Origin of the sequence: Inquilinus sp. (assembly GCF_039594555.1) — a bacterium.
Lineage (GTDB): Bacteria > Pseudomonadota > Alphaproteobacteria > DSM-16000 > Inquilinaceae > Inquilinus.
Genome location: NZ_JBCNNF010000101.1, coordinates 1 through 18,536 on the forward strand (window position 1 = coordinate 1; position 18,536 = coordinate 18,536).

At 72.7% G+C, this 18,536-nt stretch carries 11 protein-coding genes; 5 read left to right on the forward strand and 6 right to left on the reverse strand.

Annotated features, from left to right (window positions below):
* The 3 genes from ABDW35_RS13190 to ABDW35_RS13200 form a co-directional block, all read left to right on the forward strand.
* Positions 1-1,988, forward strand: a 1,988-nt coding sequence (locus ABDW35_RS13190; RefSeq protein ID WP_343714330.1) for a hypothetical protein, incomplete at its 5' end; no start/stop codon positions are given.
* Positions 1,988-7,729 carry an MG2 domain-containing protein gene (locus tag ABDW35_RS13195; RefSeq protein WP_343714331.1) on the forward strand — a complete coding sequence of 1,914 codons (5,742 nt, stop codon included), beginning with the start codon at positions 1,988-1,990 and terminating at the stop codon, positions 7,727-7,729. The genes ABDW35_RS13190 and ABDW35_RS13195, both read left to right, overlap by 1 nt.
* Positions 7,730-8,052: 323 nt before the next feature.
* A complete protein-coding gene (locus ABDW35_RS13200) occupies positions 8,053-10,245 on the forward strand; it encodes a transglycosylase domain-containing protein (RefSeq protein WP_343714332.1) in 2,193 nt (730 codons plus the stop codon).
* Positions 10,246-10,289: 44 nt separating this feature from the next.
* Here ABDW35_RS13200 and ABDW35_RS13205 read toward each other — a convergent pair whose 3' ends face one another.
* Positions 10,290-10,940, reverse strand: coding sequence for an alpha/beta hydrolase (locus tag ABDW35_RS13205; protein ID WP_343714333.1), 651 nt, complete (start codon positions 10,938-10,940; stop codon positions 10,290-10,292).
* Positions 10,941-11,018: 78 nt separating this feature from the next.
* The gene (locus tag ABDW35_RS13210) at positions 11,019-11,951 is read right to left on the reverse strand and encodes a ring-cleaving dioxygenase (RefSeq protein WP_343714334.1); all 933 of its coding nucleotides are present in this window, start codon (positions 11,949-11,951) and stop codon (positions 11,019-11,021) included.
* A gap of 190 nt (positions 11,952-12,141) precedes the next feature.
* On the opposite strand from ABDW35_RS13210, the gene ABDW35_RS13215 reads away from it, so the two are divergent.
* Entirely contained in the window at positions 12,142-13,092 is a 951-nt protein-coding gene (locus ABDW35_RS13215) for a LysR family transcriptional regulator (protein ID WP_343714335.1), read from the forward strand.
* A 33-nt stretch (positions 13,093-13,125) separates the two neighbouring features.
* Here ABDW35_RS13215 and ABDW35_RS13220 read toward each other — a convergent pair whose 3' ends face one another.
* The 4 genes from ABDW35_RS13220 to ABDW35_RS13235 form a co-directional block, all read right to left on the reverse strand.
* Positions 13,126-14,685 (reverse strand): ABC transporter substrate-binding protein, encoded by a 1,560-nt coding sequence (locus ABDW35_RS13220; RefSeq protein WP_343714336.1) that lies wholly within the window; start codon positions 14,683-14,685, stop codon positions 13,126-13,128.
* Between the two features lie 39 nt (positions 14,686-14,724).
* Complete coding sequence (locus ABDW35_RS13225) at positions 14,725-15,573, reverse strand: alpha/beta hydrolase (protein ID WP_343714337.1); 849 nt, start codon at positions 15,571-15,573, stop codon at positions 14,725-14,727.
* A gap of 209 nt (positions 15,574-15,782) precedes the next feature.
* Complete coding sequence (locus ABDW35_RS13230) at positions 15,783-17,294, reverse strand: GMC family oxidoreductase N-terminal domain-containing protein (protein WP_343714338.1); 1,512 nt, start codon at positions 17,292-17,294, stop codon at positions 15,783-15,785.
* Positions 17,295-17,327: 33 nt separating this feature from the next.
* Positions 17,328-18,044, reverse strand: coding sequence for an FCD domain-containing protein (locus ABDW35_RS13235; RefSeq protein ID WP_343714339.1), 717 nt, complete (start codon positions 18,042-18,044; stop codon positions 17,328-17,330).
* Between the two features lie 246 nt (positions 18,045-18,290).
* Here ABDW35_RS13235 and ABDW35_RS13240 point away from each other — a divergent pair.
* A partial coding sequence (locus ABDW35_RS13240) for an NAD(P)-binding protein (protein WP_343714340.1) occupies positions 18,291-18,536 on the forward strand: 246 nt, incomplete at its 3' end.

Sequence of the window (18,536 nt, forward strand, 5' to 3'; positions counted from 1 at the left end):
GCACGGCAGAGCTGACCGGACCGACCGTGCACCGGCTGGCGATGCCGGCGGCCGATGCCGGCCGCCTGATGGTCGCCGCCGCCAGCTCCTCCGCCGAGCTGATGCTGGCGCTGGAACGCCAGGGGGCCAACGGTGCCTGGGCCAGCGTGGCGATCGATCGCGGCCTGGCCCCCGCCGTGGCCGTGCCGGCCGATGGCGATGCGTCGCGGCCGTGGCGCGCCTCGGTCTGGACCGTCGATGGCGGCGGCCAGCCGGTCCGCTTCGCCGCCCGCATCGTCGAGGCCCAGCCGCAGCAGCCCGGCGCCATCGCCCTGGCGCCGCTGGCGCTGGACGGGCTGCCGCAGACCCTGGCCACCGCCCTGGTCGCCGCCCCCGGCGCCGGGCTGGAGCGGGTGGACGGCGCCGATCTCGATGGCGGGCTGTGGCAGGGCTCCGCCCCAGGCCGGGCGCTGCGGCCGCTGACCGCGCCGGTGCTGGCGCCGCAATCCGACCGGCTGTGGCTGCTGGGCCGCACGGCGCAGCCGGCGAAGCCGACGCTGGCGCCGCTGACCGCCGACCCGTCGCGCCCGACCATCCTGGACCTCGCCGCCGGCGAGACTGCGACCCTGCCGCCGCCTGCGGCGCAGTCTGGCCGGCTGCAGGCCTGGCTGGCGCGATCCGGCGACGGCCAGCCCGGCCTCGACGCAGGGCTCGGCATGGGCGTGGCGTCCGGCGAGGCCTTCGCCCTCGGTGCCCCCGACGCGCCGCTGATCCTCCGCAACGCGGCCGGGGCCGGCGCCCTGCGGCTGGAGTTGACCGGCCTGGACCTCGCCCTCGCCGCCGGGCGCCGCGCCGATGCCGACCTGTCCGACACTCTGGCGCCGGGCAGCGCCCTGCCGGTGACCCTGCCCGCCGGGGCGAAGCGGCTGCGGCTGGACCTGCCGGCCGGCGTCGCCGCCATCGCCGGCTGGCGCGGCCCCGATGCCGAGACCGCCTGGACCGGCGACGCGCCCGCCAGCTGGTCGCTGGACGGCGCCTGGACCGAGCTGCTGCTGGTCAACACCGGCACGAAGCCCGCGCCCGTCTCGCTGGCGCAGATCCCCGATCCGTCGCCTGCCCCGGCCCTGGCCACCGACCAGGTGCTGAAGCGCTTCTTCGGCGCCGAGGGCTCGGTGCTGCTGCAGCTGCCGCCCGATACCGGCCCGGGCCACCGGCTGATCGTCGCCGGCGCCGCCGAGGCCACGGTGATCGGCCGCGACGGCCGCGTCGCCAGCGGCCGCCGCATCCAGTTGACCGGCCCCGGCCTGGTGGTGCTGCGCCACGATGCCGGCCTGATCGCCGCCTGGATGGAGGCGAACGAGTATGGGCCGTGGCCGCAGCCGGAACTGCAGGACGCGCCGCTGCCCGGCATCCTGCAGCTGGCCGGTGAGGCGATGACCCTGCGGGTGAGATCGCCGCAGCCCGCGCTGCTGACCGCCCGCACCACGGCGCCGGTGATCCTGGCCGCCGACGGTGACGCGCCGGAGCTGTTCCCGGCCGGCGCCGAATTCCACCGCTACCTGCAGGATGCGTCGCTGCTGCGCCTGTTCTCGCCGCAGGACGGGCCGCTGTCCGGCTCGATCGAGCTGGTGGCCACGCCGATCGCACCGCTGGCCGAGGGCGTCGGCGACGCCGTCACCATCGCCTCCGGCGGCACCGCCCTGTTCGGCTTCACGGTCGAGAAGGACGGCGACATCGGCATCGGCATCCGGGCCGAGCCCGACCGCGCCCGGGTGCGGCTGCTGGACGCCGAGGGCAAGCCGCTTGGCGAGGGCGTGGTGCAGATGCGCCATCTGGCCCCCGGCCGCTATCTGATTGAGGCGCAGGTGCCGCCCGACGCGCCGGCGACGCTGGTGCGGCCGGCGGTGGTCGGCATCAAGGCCCGGCCGAGCGGCCCGCCCGAGGATGTGATCCGCGGTTACCTGGACCTCGCCGGGCTGGCCCCGGCGACGAATGCGAGAGGCAAGTGATGACCCGCCTTCCCCTCATCCTCGCCCTGCTCGCCTCGGTCGCAGGCCCGCTGGCCGCCCCGGCCTTGGCGCAGACAGCCGCGGCCCTGCCGGCGACGATGGACCAGATCCAGCGCGCCGACGGTGTCCAGGTGGTGCCGGAGAAATTCCTGCGCCGCTGGGACCCGGTCACGGTGTTCTTCGACCATGACGCCGGTCCGCGCGACGGCGGGCCGGAGGACGACCCGGCCAAATTCGCCACGCTGTCACCGGACCAGGCCGGCGCCTGGCGGTGGCTGGGCCCCCGCGTGCTGCAGTTCCGCCCGGCCGAGCCGTGGGAGCCGCTGCGCCGCGTCACCGTCACCTCCGCCGGCCACGCCACCACGCTGGTGCCGCTGCTGCCGACGCCGGTGGCCACCAGCCCGGCCGATCAGCCGGACGGCATCGCCGACCTGGACACGATCGGCCTGACCTTCGCCGACCCGGTCGATATCCAGGCCCTGGCGCGCCTGCTGACCATCGAGCTGCGGCCCCTGCCGGGCTTCGACGGCCAGGGCAGCCAGCAGCTGACGGCGCAGGACTTCACCATCAAGGCGCTGGAGCGGGCCGACCGCACCGCCCAGCAGGGCTATGTCGTGACCCTGCGCCAGCCGATCCCGGACGGGCGGATGGCGATCCTGCGGCTGCGCCTGTCCGACGCCGCCGGGCTGGACGATCCGATCTTCGAGCTGCGGCTGCGCAGCGCCGCGCCCTTCACCGTCACCGACACCGCCTGCGGCGGCAGCTTCCAGCAGGACCTGCAGGACGGGGTGCTGCGCTGCAGCCAGCCGACGCCCTATGAGGGCGAGGAGGCGCGGCCGACCGGCGAGCGCCGCCTGCGCCTGCGCTTCTCGAACGAGCCCGAGGCGCTGGACGTGGTCCGCGCCCGCGACGTGTTCCGCATCACCCCGGCGGTCGACGACCTGGCGCTGGAGCCCGACGGCCGCGACCTGACCCTGACCGGCCGGTTCCTGCCCGACACGGTCTACACCCTGCGGATCGACTCCGGCAGCCTGAAGGACGTGCGCGGGCGGCCGCTGTCCGGCCCCGCCACCAATGCCCGCTTCGTGTTCCCGCCCGACCTGCCGGCCCTGGCCTGGGACGCCGGCCAGGGCATCAGCGAACGGTTCGGGCCGCAGATGGTGCCGCTGCGCGGCCATGGCTATGACCGCGCCGACATCCGCATCCACCGCATCGACCCGCTGGGCCGCGACTTCTGGCCGTTCCCGGCGGAAGGGCTGACCACCCAGGACGACACCACACCGCCGCTGGCCGGCAACGAGCCCTCTCCCTGGAAGGATGCCGCGGCGATCGACCGCGACGCGATGGCGGAGCGGATCGCCGCGCTGGGTTCGCCTGCCGTGTCCGAACTGGTGCCGCTGCCGTCCCTGCGCGGCGGCGTCTCTGCCAAGTTCGGCCTCGACCTCAAGCCGCTCTTGGCCAAGATCGCGGGCGCCAACCAGCCCGGCACCTATCTGGTCGGGCTGCGGCCGGTCGACGGTGCCGACCGCCGCTGGCTGCGGCTGCAGGTGACCGACCTGACCCTGTCGACGGTGGAGGAGCCGCAGCGCATCCGCTTCGCCGTCACCTCGCTGAACAGCGCCAGGCCGGTCGAGGGCGCCGAGATCCGGCTGGAGGGCGTGCGCGACGAGGAGTTCGTCACCCTCGCCCGTGGCGTCACCGGGCCGGATGGCGGCTTCACCTGGGCGCCGAAGGGCGCCGCCGACGAGCCGGAGATCCGCCGCATCGTCGTGGTCAAGGGCACCGACACACTGGTGCTGGAGCCGGACAACGGCCCGGCGCAATACGCGCAGGAGAACTGGACCAAGCCGGACGAGCCCTGGCTGGCCTGGGGCTTCGGCGACGTCGCGGCGCGGCGCGAGCGGCCGCAGCTGCTGTGCCATGTCTTCACCGAGCGACCGATCTACCGGCCGGAGGAGGCGGTGGAGGTCCGCGGCTTCGTCCGGTCCTATCTCGGCGGCGCCCTGTCCTTCGCCAATGGCAAGGGCGAGGTCGTGGTCAACGGCCCGGACGACCAGGAATGGCGGATGCCGGTGACGCTGGACGGCAATGGCGGCTTCCATCAGCGCTTCGACGAGAAGACCGAGGCGACCGGCGACTACAGCGTGCGCTTCGTCGACGCCGACGGCGACGATTGCGGCAAGGTGCCGTTCAAGAAGGAGGCCTACAAGCTCCCGACCTTCGAGGTGCTGCTGAACGGCCCGGATTCGGCGCCGCTGGACAGCCAGATCCAGGTCTCGCTGCTGGCCCGCTACTTCGCCGGCGGCCTCCTGGCCGACCGCCCGATCAAATGGCGGGTGACGCAGTTCCCCTACAGCTGGACCCCGCCGGGGCGCGAGGGCTTCCAGTTCTCCAGCGACTCCCGCTTCTCCGGCGAGCGCGAGTTCCGCTCCACCCCCGTGCTGCAGCAGGACGGCAAGACCGATGCCGGCGGGTCGGCGCAGATCACGCTGGACCCGACGATCGAGCCGACCGCCCAGCCGCGCCGCTACGTGGTCGAGGCCACGGTGACCGGCGACGACGACATGCAGATCCGCAGCACCCAGCATGTGGTGGCGCTGCCGCCCTTCACCCTGGGGCTGAAGGTGCCGCGCTACCTGCCCAAGGCAGATGCGGTGGACCCGGAGATCCTGGCGGTCGACGCCGCCGGCAAGCCGCTGCCGGGCGTCGAGATGACGGTGAAGCTGATTCACCGCAACTGGAACTCGGTGCTGCAGGCCAGCGACTTCAGCCAGGGCTCGGCCAAATACGTCACCCAGGTGATCGACGAGACGCTGGAGGAGCGCAAGGTCACCTCCACCGCCGACGTCCAGGGGCTGCATTTCGCGCTGCCCGAGGCCGGGGTCTACATCGTCTGGGTCGAGGCCGCCGACAGGATCGGCCGCAGCCAGTCGGTCAAGGTCGACCTGTTCGCCGCCGGCGACACGCCGGTGACCTGGTCGCGCCCGCCGGGGCAGAACGTCACCGTCACCGCCGACAAGGACGCGTATGCCCCCGGCGAGACGGCGACGCTGGTGATCGAGAGCCCGTTCCAGACCGCCCGCGCCCTGGCCGTGGTGGAGGAGCCGGAGGGCCGGTTCCGCTACGACTGGGTCGACATCGCCAACGGCTTCGGCCGCTACGCCGTGCCGGTGCGCAAGGCCCAGATGCCGCGGCTGCCGGTGCATTTCCTGATCATGCGCGGGCGGCTGCCGGGCGAGGCTCAGGCTGCCACCGCGCCCTTCGACCAGGGCAAGCCGGTGACGCTGGCGACCACCGCCTGGGTCAAGGTCACCCCGATCGAGAACCAGGTGGCGGTGACGCTGGATGCGCCGCCCAGCGCCCGCCCGGCGCAGGAGATCGAGGTGACGCTGCGCCTGGCTGACATGAAGGGCAAGCCACTGGCCGGCGAGGCCACCTTCTGGATGGTCGACCAGGCGGTGCTGTCCCTGGCCCGGGAGCAGCCGCTGGACCCGCTGCCGAAATTCATCGTCGCCCGCATGTCGCAGATGGCGGCGCGCGACACCCGTAACATGGCCTTCGGCGTGATCCCGCTGGAGGAGGTGCCGGGCGGCGACGAGGCGACCGACGAATGGGGGGTGGAGAATATCTCCGTCCGCCGCAACTTCAACCCGGTGCCGGTCTACCTGCCGCATGTCCAGGTCGGGCCGGACGGCACCGCCAAGGTCAAGGTCAAGCTGCCGGACACGCTGACCGTCTACAAGATGCGGGCGGTGGTCACCAGCGGGCCGGACCGCTTCGGCGTCGGCACCGGCGAGGTCAAGGTGCGGCAGCCGGTCGTGGCCCAGCCGGCCCTGCCCCGCTTCGTGCGGCCGGGCGACAGCTTCGATGCCGGACTGGTCGGCCGCGTGGTCGAAGGCCCCGGCGGGTCCGGCCGCGCCGGCATCAGCGCGGACGGGCTGACCGTGCAGGGGTCGAAGGACCGCGCCTTCGCCTGGGACGGCAACCGGCCGGCGCGGATCAGCTTCCCGGTCTCGGTGCCCGACCCGGCGCCGGGCCGGGACACGGCGAAGCTGCGCCTGCTGCTGCAGCGCGACGCCGACAAGGCCGGTGACGCGGTCGAGATCGCGCTGCCGATCCGGCCGGACCGGCCGCCGCTGCGTGAGCGCCGTATCGTCGAGCTGGCGCCGGGCGCGAAGCAGGCGCTGCTGGCCGCGCCCGGCGACGTCCGCCCCGGCTCCTACTCGGCCTCGGTGGCGCTGGCCGCCGATCCGGCGCTGGTGCGGCTGGTCGCCGGGCTGAACGCCCTGGCCGACTATCCGTTCGGCTGCACCGAACAGGTGATGGCGCTGTCCAGCGCCGAGCTGGCGCTGAAGCCCTACGCCCCGGTGCTGGCCGCGGCCGGGCTGCAGGACCGCATCTCGGCCGACGTCCAGAAGACGATCCAGAGCATCATCCGCACCACCGACGAGGACGGTCTGGTCGGCTTCTGGCCGAAATCCCGCGGCTCGGTGCTGCTGACCGCGGCGTCCTACCGCTTCCTGGTGCAGGCCGAGCAGGCGGGCGAGACCGTCGACCCCGCCCTGAAGGACCGGCTGGCCCAGGTGCTGAAGCAGGCCCTGCGCTCCGACTATCCGCGTTTCCTGGCGGGCGAGGACATCCGCGAGCGGGTTGCCGCCCTGTCGGCCCTGGCCGCCGGCGGCGCGGCGGACCCGGCCTATCTGGCCGAGCTGAGCCGCCGGGCCTCGCTGCTGCCGCTGGAATCGCTGGCCCAGATCACCGCGGTGGTCGCCGCGGCGCCGGACGCCGACCCCACCCGGGTCGCCGGCCTCTTGGATCAGGTCAAGGCCAATGTCCGGCTGCTGTCGCGCGACGGCCGCACTGTCTATGCCGGGCTGCAGGACCGCCCGGCCGACCCGATGGTGCTGCCGTCCGAGACCCGCACCCTATCGGAGGTGCTGCTGGCGGTCGCGAAGGCCGCGCCGGACGACCCGGTGGCGGGCGTGCTGCGCACCGGGCTGATCGGCCTCGGCGACGGCTCCGGCTGGGGCAGCACCAATGCCGATGCGGCGGCGCTGCGGGCCCTGGCGGCGGCGTGGGTGGCGCCGAGCGGATCGGTGCCGGTCGCGGCATCGCTGCCCGGCGGCGACAAGACCGGGACGCTGGGGCCCGACGCGCCGGTGCTGCGCTGGAGCGTCGACCAGGCCGGGCCGGTCGCCGTGGCCAATCGGGGCGGCCAGCCGGTGGTGGCGCTGGGCGACGCAAGCTGGCTGCCGAAGGCGCCGGGATCGGCGGCGATGCCGGTGCAGGACGGCTTCGTGCTGACCCGGCAGCTGTACCGCGTGCCCGCCAGTGGCCCGCTGGAGCGGCTGGACCCGGGCGGCGACGGCGCCATCCACGTCGCCGCCGGCGAGGTGGTCGAGGAGGTGGCCGAGCTGGTCAACCCCGAGGCCCGCACCCAGGTCGCCCTGCGCCTGCCGATCGCGGCCGGCTTCGAGCCCTTGAACCCGAACCTGGCGACCGCGCCGGCGGAGGCCGTGCCCTCGGCCGCGCCCTCGGTGCCGCCGAGCTATGCCAGCTATGGCGACGACGAGGTGCGGGTATTCTACGACCGGCTGGACAAAGGCACGCTGACCCTGCGCTTCCGCCTGCGGGCGCAGGTGGCGGGCAGCTTCATCCAGCCGCCGGGCGAGGCCGAGATGATGTACCGGGCCGGAGTCTACGGCGCCAGCGCCGGCGCCCGGATCGTCGTCAGCCCGTAGGACAGACCGTCGTGAGCGCAGCCAGTTATCCCCCAATTAGTCCCCCCTCCCCTTGCGGGAGGGGGTTAGGGGGAGGGGTCTGCGCGCGTCCGCACGCGAATGGGCAAGGCTCCGCCTCCGACATCCAAACAGGGTTGCGGCAGGCCATCGCCGGTTCGTGCCGAGAGAACCCCCTCCCCCTACCCCCCTCCCGCAAGGGGAGGGGGGACTATTTGGGGCTGGCTTGAATGCAGGCGCCCTCTCCTTCCACAGCCCCTCCCTCCCCGCCCCACCACCGCTGGCGGCGCCGGATCGGTTGGGGCGCGCTTGCCCTCGGTCTCGCCGTGGTCGGCACCTTCGCCGTCCAGGTGGCGCAGCGGGCGCATTTGGAGGCGCCGGCGCCGACCCCGATCCTCTACGACCGCCAGGGCGCGTTCCTAGCCCAGATCGGGCACGAGGAACGCGGTGCGGACGGGAGGCGGTATGTCGACTACGGCTACTGGACCGTCGATCCCCTGCCCGACCGCGTCGTCCGCGCCACGCTGGCGCTGGAGGACCGGCGCTTCTGGGACCATCCGGGCGTCGATCCGCGCGCCGTGGCCCGGGCCCTGTGGCACAACATCGAAGGCGGCCGGGTGCGGTCCGGCGCCTCGACCATCGCCATGCAGATCGCCCGGATGCAGCAGCCGGCGGCGCGCAACCTGTGGTCCAAGGCGGTGGAGGCCGGGACCGCGCTGGCGCTGACCCAGCGCTACGACCGGCGGACACTGCTGGCGCACTACCTGCGGCTAGTGCCCTACGGCAATGGCAGCCATGGCATCGCCCATGCCGCGCGCTGGTATTTCGACAAGCCGGTGGCGGATCTGAGCTGGGCCGAGATCGCCCTGCTGTCCGCCATCCCGCAGGCGCCCGGCCTGATGAACCCGCGCCGACCGGACGGGCTGGCCCGGGCCAAGCTGCGCGGCCAGCGGGCGCTGGACGAGCTGGCCCGCCAGGGCGTGATCGACCCGCAGGAGCTGGCGCTGGCAACCACCCAGCTGGCCGAGCTGCGCCTGCCGCCGGTGCCGCGTCGGCCCGACGCCGTGCCCGCCATCCTGCGGCTGCGCCAGATGATCGCGCGCGACGGCGCCCAGACGCTGGACCCGAGCGACCCGCGACTGCGCACCACGTTGGATCTGGGGATCCAGGAGACGGTGACGGCCGCGGCGCGGCGCCAGCTGCGAGCGCTGAGCCCGATGGGGGCGCAGCAGGTGGCGGTGGTGGTGGCCCGGCGCGACAGCCGCGAGGTGCTGGCCGATATCGGCAGCGCCCGCTATGGCGGCGCCAATGGCGGGTCGATCGACTTCAGCCGCGCCGTACGCTCGCCCGGGAGCACGCTGAAGCCCTTCATCTACGCCCTGGCAATGCAGCGCACGCTGCTGAGCCCGACCGACGTGATGGCCGACATGCCCGAGGGCGCGTCCGGCATCTCCAACGCCGACCGCACCTTCCTCGGGCCCGTGCTGCCACGCCAGGCGCTGGCCAATTCGCGCAACATCCCGGCGACGAACCTGCTGCGCCGGGTCGGGCTGGACAGCGGCTTCCGCTATTTCCGCGAACTCGGGCTGCACGACCTGGACGTGCCGGCCGAGAGCTTCGGCCTGTCGATGGCGATCGGGTCGCTGCCGACCAGCCTGGACCGGCTGGTGCGGGCCTATGGCGCACTGGCCGATGACGGGACCCTGCGCGACCTGGTGTGGTATCGCGGCCAGCCGACGGCGCCGCCGCGCCGGGTGCTGTCGGCCGACATCGCCCGGCTGGTCACGCTGTTCCTGTCCGACCCGATGGCACGGCTGCCCAGCTTCCCCCGCTACGGCACCACCGAATTCCCATTCCCGGTGGCGCTGAAGACCGGCACCAGCCAGGGGTATCGCGACGCCTGGGTGGTGGCATGGTCGCAGGACTACATGGTCGGGGTCTGGTTCGGCCGGCCGGATGCCGGGACCATGCGCCAGGTCGCCGGCGCCGGGTCGGCCGCGAAGCTGGCGCAGGACGTGCTGATGGCGCTGCACGGCGCCCGGCCCGGCGACCTGCTGGATGCCGGCTTCCCGGCGCCGCGGGCCTACAAGCCGGTCGAGCTCTGCGTGCCGGCCGGCGGCCCGTCCCCCGATTTCTGCCGCCAGCGGCTGGTCGAGTGGGTCAAGGCCGATGCGGCAGCACCGCCGGCGGTGGTTCCCGCCGTCGCCCGCGCCCCTCAGCCGGACGGCCCCGCGATCGGCACCGCCGAGCCGCCGCGCCTGTCGATCACGATGCCGGAGCAGAACGCCCGGATCTGGCGCAACCCGGAGATGCCGCCGGCGCTGGACCGGCTGGCGCTGAAGGCCACGGCCGCGCCCAGCGTCACCCAGGTGGTCTGGTATGTCGACGGCCTGCCGTTCCGCACCGCCCGGCCGGACGAGACGGTGTACTGGCCGCTGACGCCCGGCGCCCACCGCTTCCAGCTGCGCCTGCCGCTGCAGGACGGGGAATCGCGCCCGGTGCGCATCGTGGTGGAATAGGCAGGCCCGCCCGGGCCTTCGCTTCCGCCACGATGTGGCCGCTTTCAGCCGCGCGGTTCGGCCGGAACGGGCGGCGTCGCCGCCAGCTCCTGCAGCCAGGCGCTCGCGGTCGCAACATCGGCCTGCGACAGGCCGTGGCCCGACGGCAGGACGCGGTGCCGGACGACGGCCCCGGCATCCCTCAGCAATCCGGCAAGACGCGCCGCATTGTCCGCCGGCACGATCGGGTCCATCTGGCCCGACAGCAGCAGCACCGGCTTGCCGCCCAGCTGCGCGGGCGGCGGATCATCGAGCGGCACCATCGCCCGCAGCAGGATGGCGCCGGCCAGCGCCTCCGGCCGCAGCTGCAGCACGGCCGCGGCGATGTTCGCCCCGTTGGAGAAGCCGAGCGCCACCGGCGCCGGCAGCCCATAGGCGGCACGCGCCTCGGCGATGAAATCCGCGAGCTCATGCGCCCGGGCCCGGACATCCTCCTGGTCGAACACGCCTTCCCGAAGTCGGCGGAAGAAGCGCGGCATCCCGCCTTCCAGCACCTTGCCGCGGGGCGACAGCAGCGCCGAGGCCGGGGAGACGGCCCGGCCCAGCGGCAGCAGGTCCGTCTCGTCGCCGCCCGTGCCGTGCAGCAGCAGGAGCGGCGACGCGCCCGGCTCCCGGCCGGGCTCGAACCGATGGATGAAAGACTGCGCCTGGGTCATCACGCAAGCTCCGATCTCTGGCATGAAGAGGGGCCGGACGCTGCGGCGGCCGCAGCGTCCGGCGAGGGGTGGCGGAGATCAGGCGACGGCCGGCAGGACCCGCTCGATCTCGGCGCGGTGCGGCTCGAGGAACTGCGGCAGCTTCAGCGCCTGGCCGAGCGTGCCCGCGGGCTCGTCCACCGCGAAGCCCGGGATGTCCGTGGCGATCTCGAACAGGACATGCCCCGGCTCCCGGAAATAGACCGAGCGGAAGTAGCTGCGGTCCTTCTGCTCGGTGGTCAGCAGCCGGTGGTTCTCCGCCAGCCGCTTCACCATCTCCGCCTGCGCCGCGTCGTCCGCGGCGCGGAAGGCGATGTGGTGCACCGAACCGGCGCCGGGACGGCTGGGCAGGACGCTGTCGGCCGCGCGCAGGTCGACGATGCCACCGATCGCGGTGTCGCCGGCCCGGTAGCGGGTCACGGCCCCCTCTCGCCCGACCTCGGTGAACCCGAGGACGTCGCTGAGAACCGCGCCGGTCCGGGCCGTGTCCTCCAGCAGCAGGCTGACGCTGTGAAAGCCGCGGATCGCATGCTCCGCGGGGATGTCGCCGCCGGCCCAGCCGGGCTCGGCCCCGATCCCCGGCACCGCGACGAGGGCCAGGCGCATGCCGTCCGGATCCTTGAAGGCCAGCACGGTCTCGCCAAAGCGCTGCTCGACGGCCTGGTGCGGCACGCCCTTCTCGACGAAGCGCTGGAGCCAATAGCTGACCGAGCCTTCCGGCACCCGGAACACCGTCTCCTGGGTCTCGCCGACGCCCAGGCGCCCCGGCGCGACATGCGCCCAGGGGAAGAAGGTCAGGATGCTGCCGGGCTGGCCGGTCTCGTCGCCGTAGTAGAAGTGATAGCTGCCGGGATCGTCGAAATTGACCGTCTTCTTCACCAGGCGGAGCCCGAGCACCCGTGTGTAGAAGTCGAGATTCCGCTGGGCCGGCCCCGCGATCGCCGTGACGTGATGAATGCCGTTGCTGCGCATGATGTGCCTCCAGATCGGGAGCCCGACGGCTCGCCCGTGGCCCATCAGATAATACCGCCGGCACCGCGAGCCGATGGCCAACCGCTTGCATCCATGCAAAGATCGTCCTGCATTTTGGCAATTGGGCTTGCGCAGCGGAAAGAACGAGCCCGACTGCATCGGTGGTCACGACGCGCAGAGGATCGAGGATATGGGCGAGCCGTTCGGCAACATCTCCTGGGACGATTTCCGCCTGATCAAGGCGATCGCGGATGCCCGGGGCCTGCCCGGCGCGGCCGCCCAGCTCAGCCTCAACCACTCCACCGTGTTCCGCCGCCTCGGACAGGTCGAGCAGGCCCTGGGCACGACGCTGTTCGAGCGGCATCGCTCCGGCTACGTCCTGACGCCGGTCGGCGAGGAGATGGTGGAGCTGGCGTCCCGCCTGGACGACGACATCACCGGCTTCACCCGCAAGGTCGCCGGCCGAACCATCTCTCCGGCCGGCGAGTTGCGCGTCACCACCAATGATTCCCTGCTGATCCACCTGTTGACCCCGCTGTTCGCGCGGTTCCAGCGCGAATGCCCGGATGTGCGGCTCGACGTCGTGCTCAGCAACGAGCCGCTGAACCTGTCCAAGCGCGACGCCGACGTCGCAATCCGGGCAACCGACAATCCGCCCGAGACGCTGGTGGGGCGGCGGGTCGCCCGGATCGCCTGGGCCCTGTACGGCCGGACGGCCGATTTCCCCCGGCCCGGACTGCCGGCCTTCGATGAGCTCGTAGGCCGGCCCTGGGTGTCGCTCGGCGACAATCTCGGGACGCTCAAGGCGGTGCGCTTCGTCCGGCAGCACATCGCCCCGGAGCGGATCGTCTACCGGATCAACACGGTCCTGGGCCTGGCCGAGGCGGTCGAGACCGGCATCGGCATCGGCCACCTGCCCTGCTTCATCGGCGATGTGCGCCCGACCCTGCTCCGGCTCGCGCCGCCCGACCCGGATTTCGCGGCGGATCTCTGGCTGCTGACCCATCCCGACCTTCGCCAATCGGCCCGGGTGCGGGTCCTGCTCGACTATCTGGCAGGCGAGATCGGCCGGTCGCGGCCCCTCTTCGAAGGCGATCTGCCCGTCGCGCCCATTCCGGCGGCGGAGACGGCAGCCCCGTGATCGCGACCCCTCGGCGCCGCGCCGTTGGCGCGTCTATTCCGCCTTCCACGCACCCCACAGGATCGGCTTGCCGCCCGGCCAGGGCCGGTAGCCCTTGAGCTTCGGCCCGGCGGCGTCGGCGACGATGTCGTAGTAGAGGCCGATGATCGGCACCTGCTGCGCCATCAGCGCGTGCATCTGATGCAGGATCGCCCGGCGCGCCGCCGGATCGTCGGTCTGCACGGATTTCGCCAGCAGCTCCGCCGCCTGCGGGTCGTCCCATTGCGCCGTCGGGCGCTCGGCCTTGCTGCCGATCACCGCCGTGTACATCAGCGACGGGTCGAGCCGGGCGGAAAAGCCGAAGGATTGCAGCTGGAACCGGCCGGCCATGTAGTTGTCGAGCTGGGTCGCCCAGTCCAGCACCTCGAGCCGGGCATCGATCCCGACCGCGGCCAGCATCGCCTGGACCACCACGGCGCTGTCATACATGCCGTCATAGCGCTTGTTGGTCTGGATGGTGATCGGCTGGCCCTTGTAGCCGGCTTCCTGCAGCAGCGCCTGCGCCTTGGCCAGATCGTAGGCCGGCCAGTCGAGGAAGCCGTCGTCGAAGAAGGCGCTGGCCCTGGGCACGGCCGAAGGGTTGGCGTCCGCCAGCCCGCCGGCGCGGGCCTCGGCCACCTGGCGGATGTCGATCGCATGGGCGATCGCCAGCCGCATCCGCGGATCCGACAGCAGCGGGTCGCGGGTCTGGATCAGCAGCGTCGACCAGCCCAGGCCCGGCGCCGTTTCGACCGTGCTGCCGGCGGCCTTGACCTGGTCGATCTGCGCCGGCGCCAGGCTGGGCAGCAGGTCGATCTGGCCGGCGGCCAGCGCCGCCTCCGCCGTCGACGGGTCGGGCACGATCTGGAAGCGGATGGCATCGGCATGGGCGATGCGGGCGCCGGCATAGCCGCTCGCCGGCTCCGACAGCGGTTTGTAGCCGGCGAAGCGCTTCAGCACCACCGCCTGGCCGCGATTCCAGGAGTCCAGCTGGTACGGACCGGTGCCGATCGGCGCGTTCCAGCTGCCGTCCGGGTTCAGGCTGTCGGGGCTGATCACCCCGCCGGCGAAGCACTGGAACTGCGCCAGCTGGGCCAGGAACAGCGCGTTCGGCGCGGCCAGCCGGAACCGGACGGTCCGCGGATCCGGCGTCTCGACCGCATCGACCTTCAGCCCGGCGGTGCCGTCGAACAGCGGGCGGCACAGCCAGGCCGGGTCGGCCCAGCGATGCTCCCAGCTCCACTTCACCTCGGCCGAGGTCACCGGCTTGCCGTTGTGGAACACGGCACCGGGGCGCAGCTTGAAGTCGTAGGTGCGGCCGCCATCCGAGACGGTCCAGGATGCTGCCAGGGACGGGCCGACGGTCAGGTCCGCGCGGTAGCCGACCAGAGATTCGACGACATGCTGCAGCACCGTGTCGGTGTTGCTGTCGCGGTTGATGCCGGGATCGGTGCTGCGGATATCCGCGGTCAGCGCCACGGTGATGGTGCCGCCGTCGCGCGGCGCGTCCTGCGCCGCTGCGGCGCCGGCAGCCAGGATCAGGGCGAGCGCGAGCCCGCCGAACATCGCCTTCATCACGGCCCCCTGTTTGTCGTTTGGTTGCTTGTCGGACCCTCAGACCGCGCGTCGCCGCGCCAGCACCTCCCCGAAGAAGCCCTTCACCGCGCCCAGCAGCTCGCGGTCGTCATGGGCGATGCCGGGGATGGTGTCCTGCTGCACCGCCACGCCGTTCGCTTCCAGGCTGCGGCGCAGCGACCGCATCCGGTCCTGGCGGTTGCGGCCGGCGATGTCGGCGCCCGGCATCCACCAGGCGTCGCCGGGCTTGATCGTGATCTCCCAGGTCTCGGTGTCGTCGCCGCCGATCACCATATGCACCGGCACCCCGCGAATGGCATCGAGGTCCAGCGGCTTGCCGAACACCGCCTCGAAATTCCGCACACCGACCCAGAAATCATGCTCGAAATCCAGCAGGGTGACGACGCCAGGCGCACCGATCGAAGCGCCGAGCAGCCGTTCCGGATGCAGGTAGAGGAAGCGGTGGGTGAAGTGGCCGCCGCCGGAGAAGCCGTACATCAGCACCCGGTCGCCCTCGATCCGGTACCGGGCCTGGGTCTCGGCGATCATCGCCAGCAGCACCGCGTCGTAGCGCAGGTCGCCGGCGCGCAGCAGCTTGTAGCTGGACAGGTCGGTCGGCTCGGTGATGCCGACCGGGAACAGCGGCGCCAGCACGATCGCCCCGTGCCGCTCGGCGAAATCGGCGAAGCTGTCCCGGTATCGCTGCATGCCGCGCTCGGTGCCGTGCACGACCACCGCCAGCGGCCAGCGGTCGGTGCCGTCCTCGTCGTAATCCTCCGGCACATAGGCGCAGTAGCTAAAGCGCTGGTCGAGGCCGCAGGCATAGACCGTCGTCGCCCCGAAATCGCTGGATGTCAGCACCCGTCCGTGCCCGTGTGGCCGCGCCATGACGCCTCCCCTGCCCCGTCGTTGCGAAAAGTGAGGCATATTTTTAGATCAATGAAAAGCATGATCTGTGACGGTCGATCCAGCTGACCGTCTTTTCTATCCTGGAAACGCAATATACGACGATGCACCACGTCCCACGGCGGAGCTGAACGAAGGCGACACGGATTGCCGGGCGGATGATCGAAAGCGACGGGCGGCGTGACCCGCGCTCAGTACTCCCGGCCGGCCCAGAGCTCCGCCACCGCGATCACCGCGGCGTTGACCGGACCGCTCGTGATGGCCGGTATGACCGAGGCATCGACGACGAAGAGGCCGTCGATGCCCCTGACCCGCAGCGCGCCGTCGACCACCGGCCCCAGGCTGCAGGTGCCGACCGGATGGTGGTGGGTCATCGCCGCCCGGGCCAGGAAGGCGTCCAGATCCGCATCTGCCTCCACCCCCGGGCCGGGCAGGATCTCGCCGTCGCTCCAGCCCGAAAGCGGCGCCGCCCGGCCGACCCTGCGGGCCAGGCGCAGCGCCGCCCGGAAGGTGCGGCGATCGTGCTCGGTCGAGAGATAGGCCGGATCGATGATCGGGGCATCGGCCACCGACGGCCCGCCGGGCCGGATCGCGCCGCGGCTGGTCGGGTGGGTGACCCCGCACATGATGGTGAAGGCGCTGCCCGCTGCCGGCCGGTCGAACGCCTCGGTCACCACCGGCAGCACGACGCAGGCCAGGACGACGTCCGGCGCCCCCTCCGCCCGCGACGGGTCGTCGCCGTGCAGGTACATCAGCGATTCCGAATGCTGCAGCCGGGACGGGCCGACCGGCCGCGCGGCGCGATAGACGTTGCCGGCCGCGAGCAGATGGTCGTGCAGGTTGCGCCCGACCTCCGGCAGCTCGTGCCGGCAGGCGATACCGGCCTCGCGCAGCACCTCCGGGTCGCCGATGCCGGAGCGCATCAGCAGCAGCGGCGAGGCGACCGCGCCGGCGCAGACCACGATCCGGTCGGCGGTCACGATCTCCTCCGCCCCGTCGCGGGTGACCCGCACGCCGTGGGCTTGGCCGGAGCCCAGCACCAAGTCATGGACCAGGACGCCGGTCAGCACCGTCAGATTCGACCGGCCGAGGACCGGCGCGAGATAGGCGTCGGCGACGCTGACCCGGCGGCCGTCGCGGATCGTCAGCTGGTTCGGCGCCACCCCGGCCAGCGGCCCGGCATTGTGGTCGCCGAGCCGGGGCGCGCCGATCGCCAGGCCGGATTCCATATAGTCGCGGACCAGCGGGTGGATCTGCTCGTCCGGCAGCAGCACATCGAGCGGACCGGCATCGCCATGCACGACCGACGCCCCGCCCGAGAACCGCTCGCTGCGGCGAAAGGCCGGCAGCAGAGCGTCATAGGACCAGCCCGGCCCGCCGGCCATGGCCCAGGGCGCGAAATCGTCCGGATGGCCGCGGACATGCGCCATGGCGTGAAGACAGCTGGAACCGCCGACGATGCGGCCGCGCGGCCAATCATGGACCCGGCCGGCGGTGCCGGGCTGGGGCACCGTGCGATAGGCCCAGTCATAGGACCGCCCCTGCAGGAAGGGCCATTGCGCCGGGGCCGCGATATCGGGGTCGGACGGCATCCCGCCCGCCTCGATCAGCCCGACCGACAGGGCCGGGTCCTCGCTCAGCCGCGCCGCCACCACTGACCCGGCGGAGCCGGCGCCGATCACCAGCACGTCGAAACCGGCCATGCCGCATGCTCCGCAGAACCGAGGGGAGGACCGTCAGGCCACGGCCATGCCGGGGCCGAGGCGGTCGAGGATCTGGCGCTGCACCGCCCCGAGATGGGCCCGCATCGCCTGTTCCGCCGCATCCGGGTTGCGGGAGGCGATGGCGTCGGCGATCGCCTTGTGCTCGGCGTCGCGCTGCCGCAGCCGGTTCGGGCAGCTGGGATTGTCGCTGGTGCTGAAGCGCAGCCGGGCATCGGTCGCCACCTGGCGGATCAGGGCGTAGAGCTCGGTCGCCAAGCTGTTGCGGGCACCGGCCGCGACCGCCTTATGGAACGCCAGGTCGACGGCGCCGGCGGAGGCGCCCGGCGGCGTGCTGGCCGCCCGCTGGATGCGCGTGATCTCGAAGGGCGAAGCGCGCAGCGCTGCCAGCCGGGCCAGCGCCGGCTCCAGCATCATGCGCAGCTCGATGATCTCGACCGGGTTGGTGTCGCGGGCGAGATCGTCGCCCCGCCGCGGCGCCGCGGTCCGCGGCCGCCCGGCGCGGGCCGGCTCCAGCTCCCCCGCCGCACGCAGCTGGTCGAGCGCCTGGCGCAGCCGGTGACGCTTGATGTTCAGCCGCTCCGCCAGGGCCCGTTCGGACGGCTTGCCCTGGCCGCCGGCGAGGATGTCGCGCACCGCCGCGACAATCTCGGCGAGGCTGTCATCGCGGCTGGAGGGACCTGGCGTCTGATCGTCGGCGTTCGGGTGCTCGGAAGGCGCCGATCGGTTCATCCTGATCCCTCTGGCTTGTTCTGGCGTTTCCCTGCGGCCGCCCGCCCCCGCCTGCACGGCATCGGCAATCCCGACCACGGTGCCCACCATATCAACCATTTGCCATGGTTGACAAGAATGGTTGGCAGTGGTCGAGTCACTTCGCAAGCGCCGCCCAGATCGGCGCAACCCCGACAGGAGGCTTCCGATGCCCGGACAACCGGCTGGCCATAGAGGGCCGGCGGGCCCGACGGATCAGGGCGCGCCGTGACCCCCGCCGCAGGCTACGACACCATCATCGTCGGCGCCGGCTCCGCCGGCTGCGTTCTCGCCGCGCGGCTGAGCGAGGATCCCGCCCGCCGCGTGCTGCTGCTGGAGGCCGGTGGTTGGGACCGCGACCCCTGGATCCACATCCCGCTGGGCTGGGGCAAGATCCTGCAGAAGCGGCTGCACGACTGGGGCTACTTCAACGAGCCCGAGGACACGGTCGACGGCCGCCGGGTGGAATGCGCC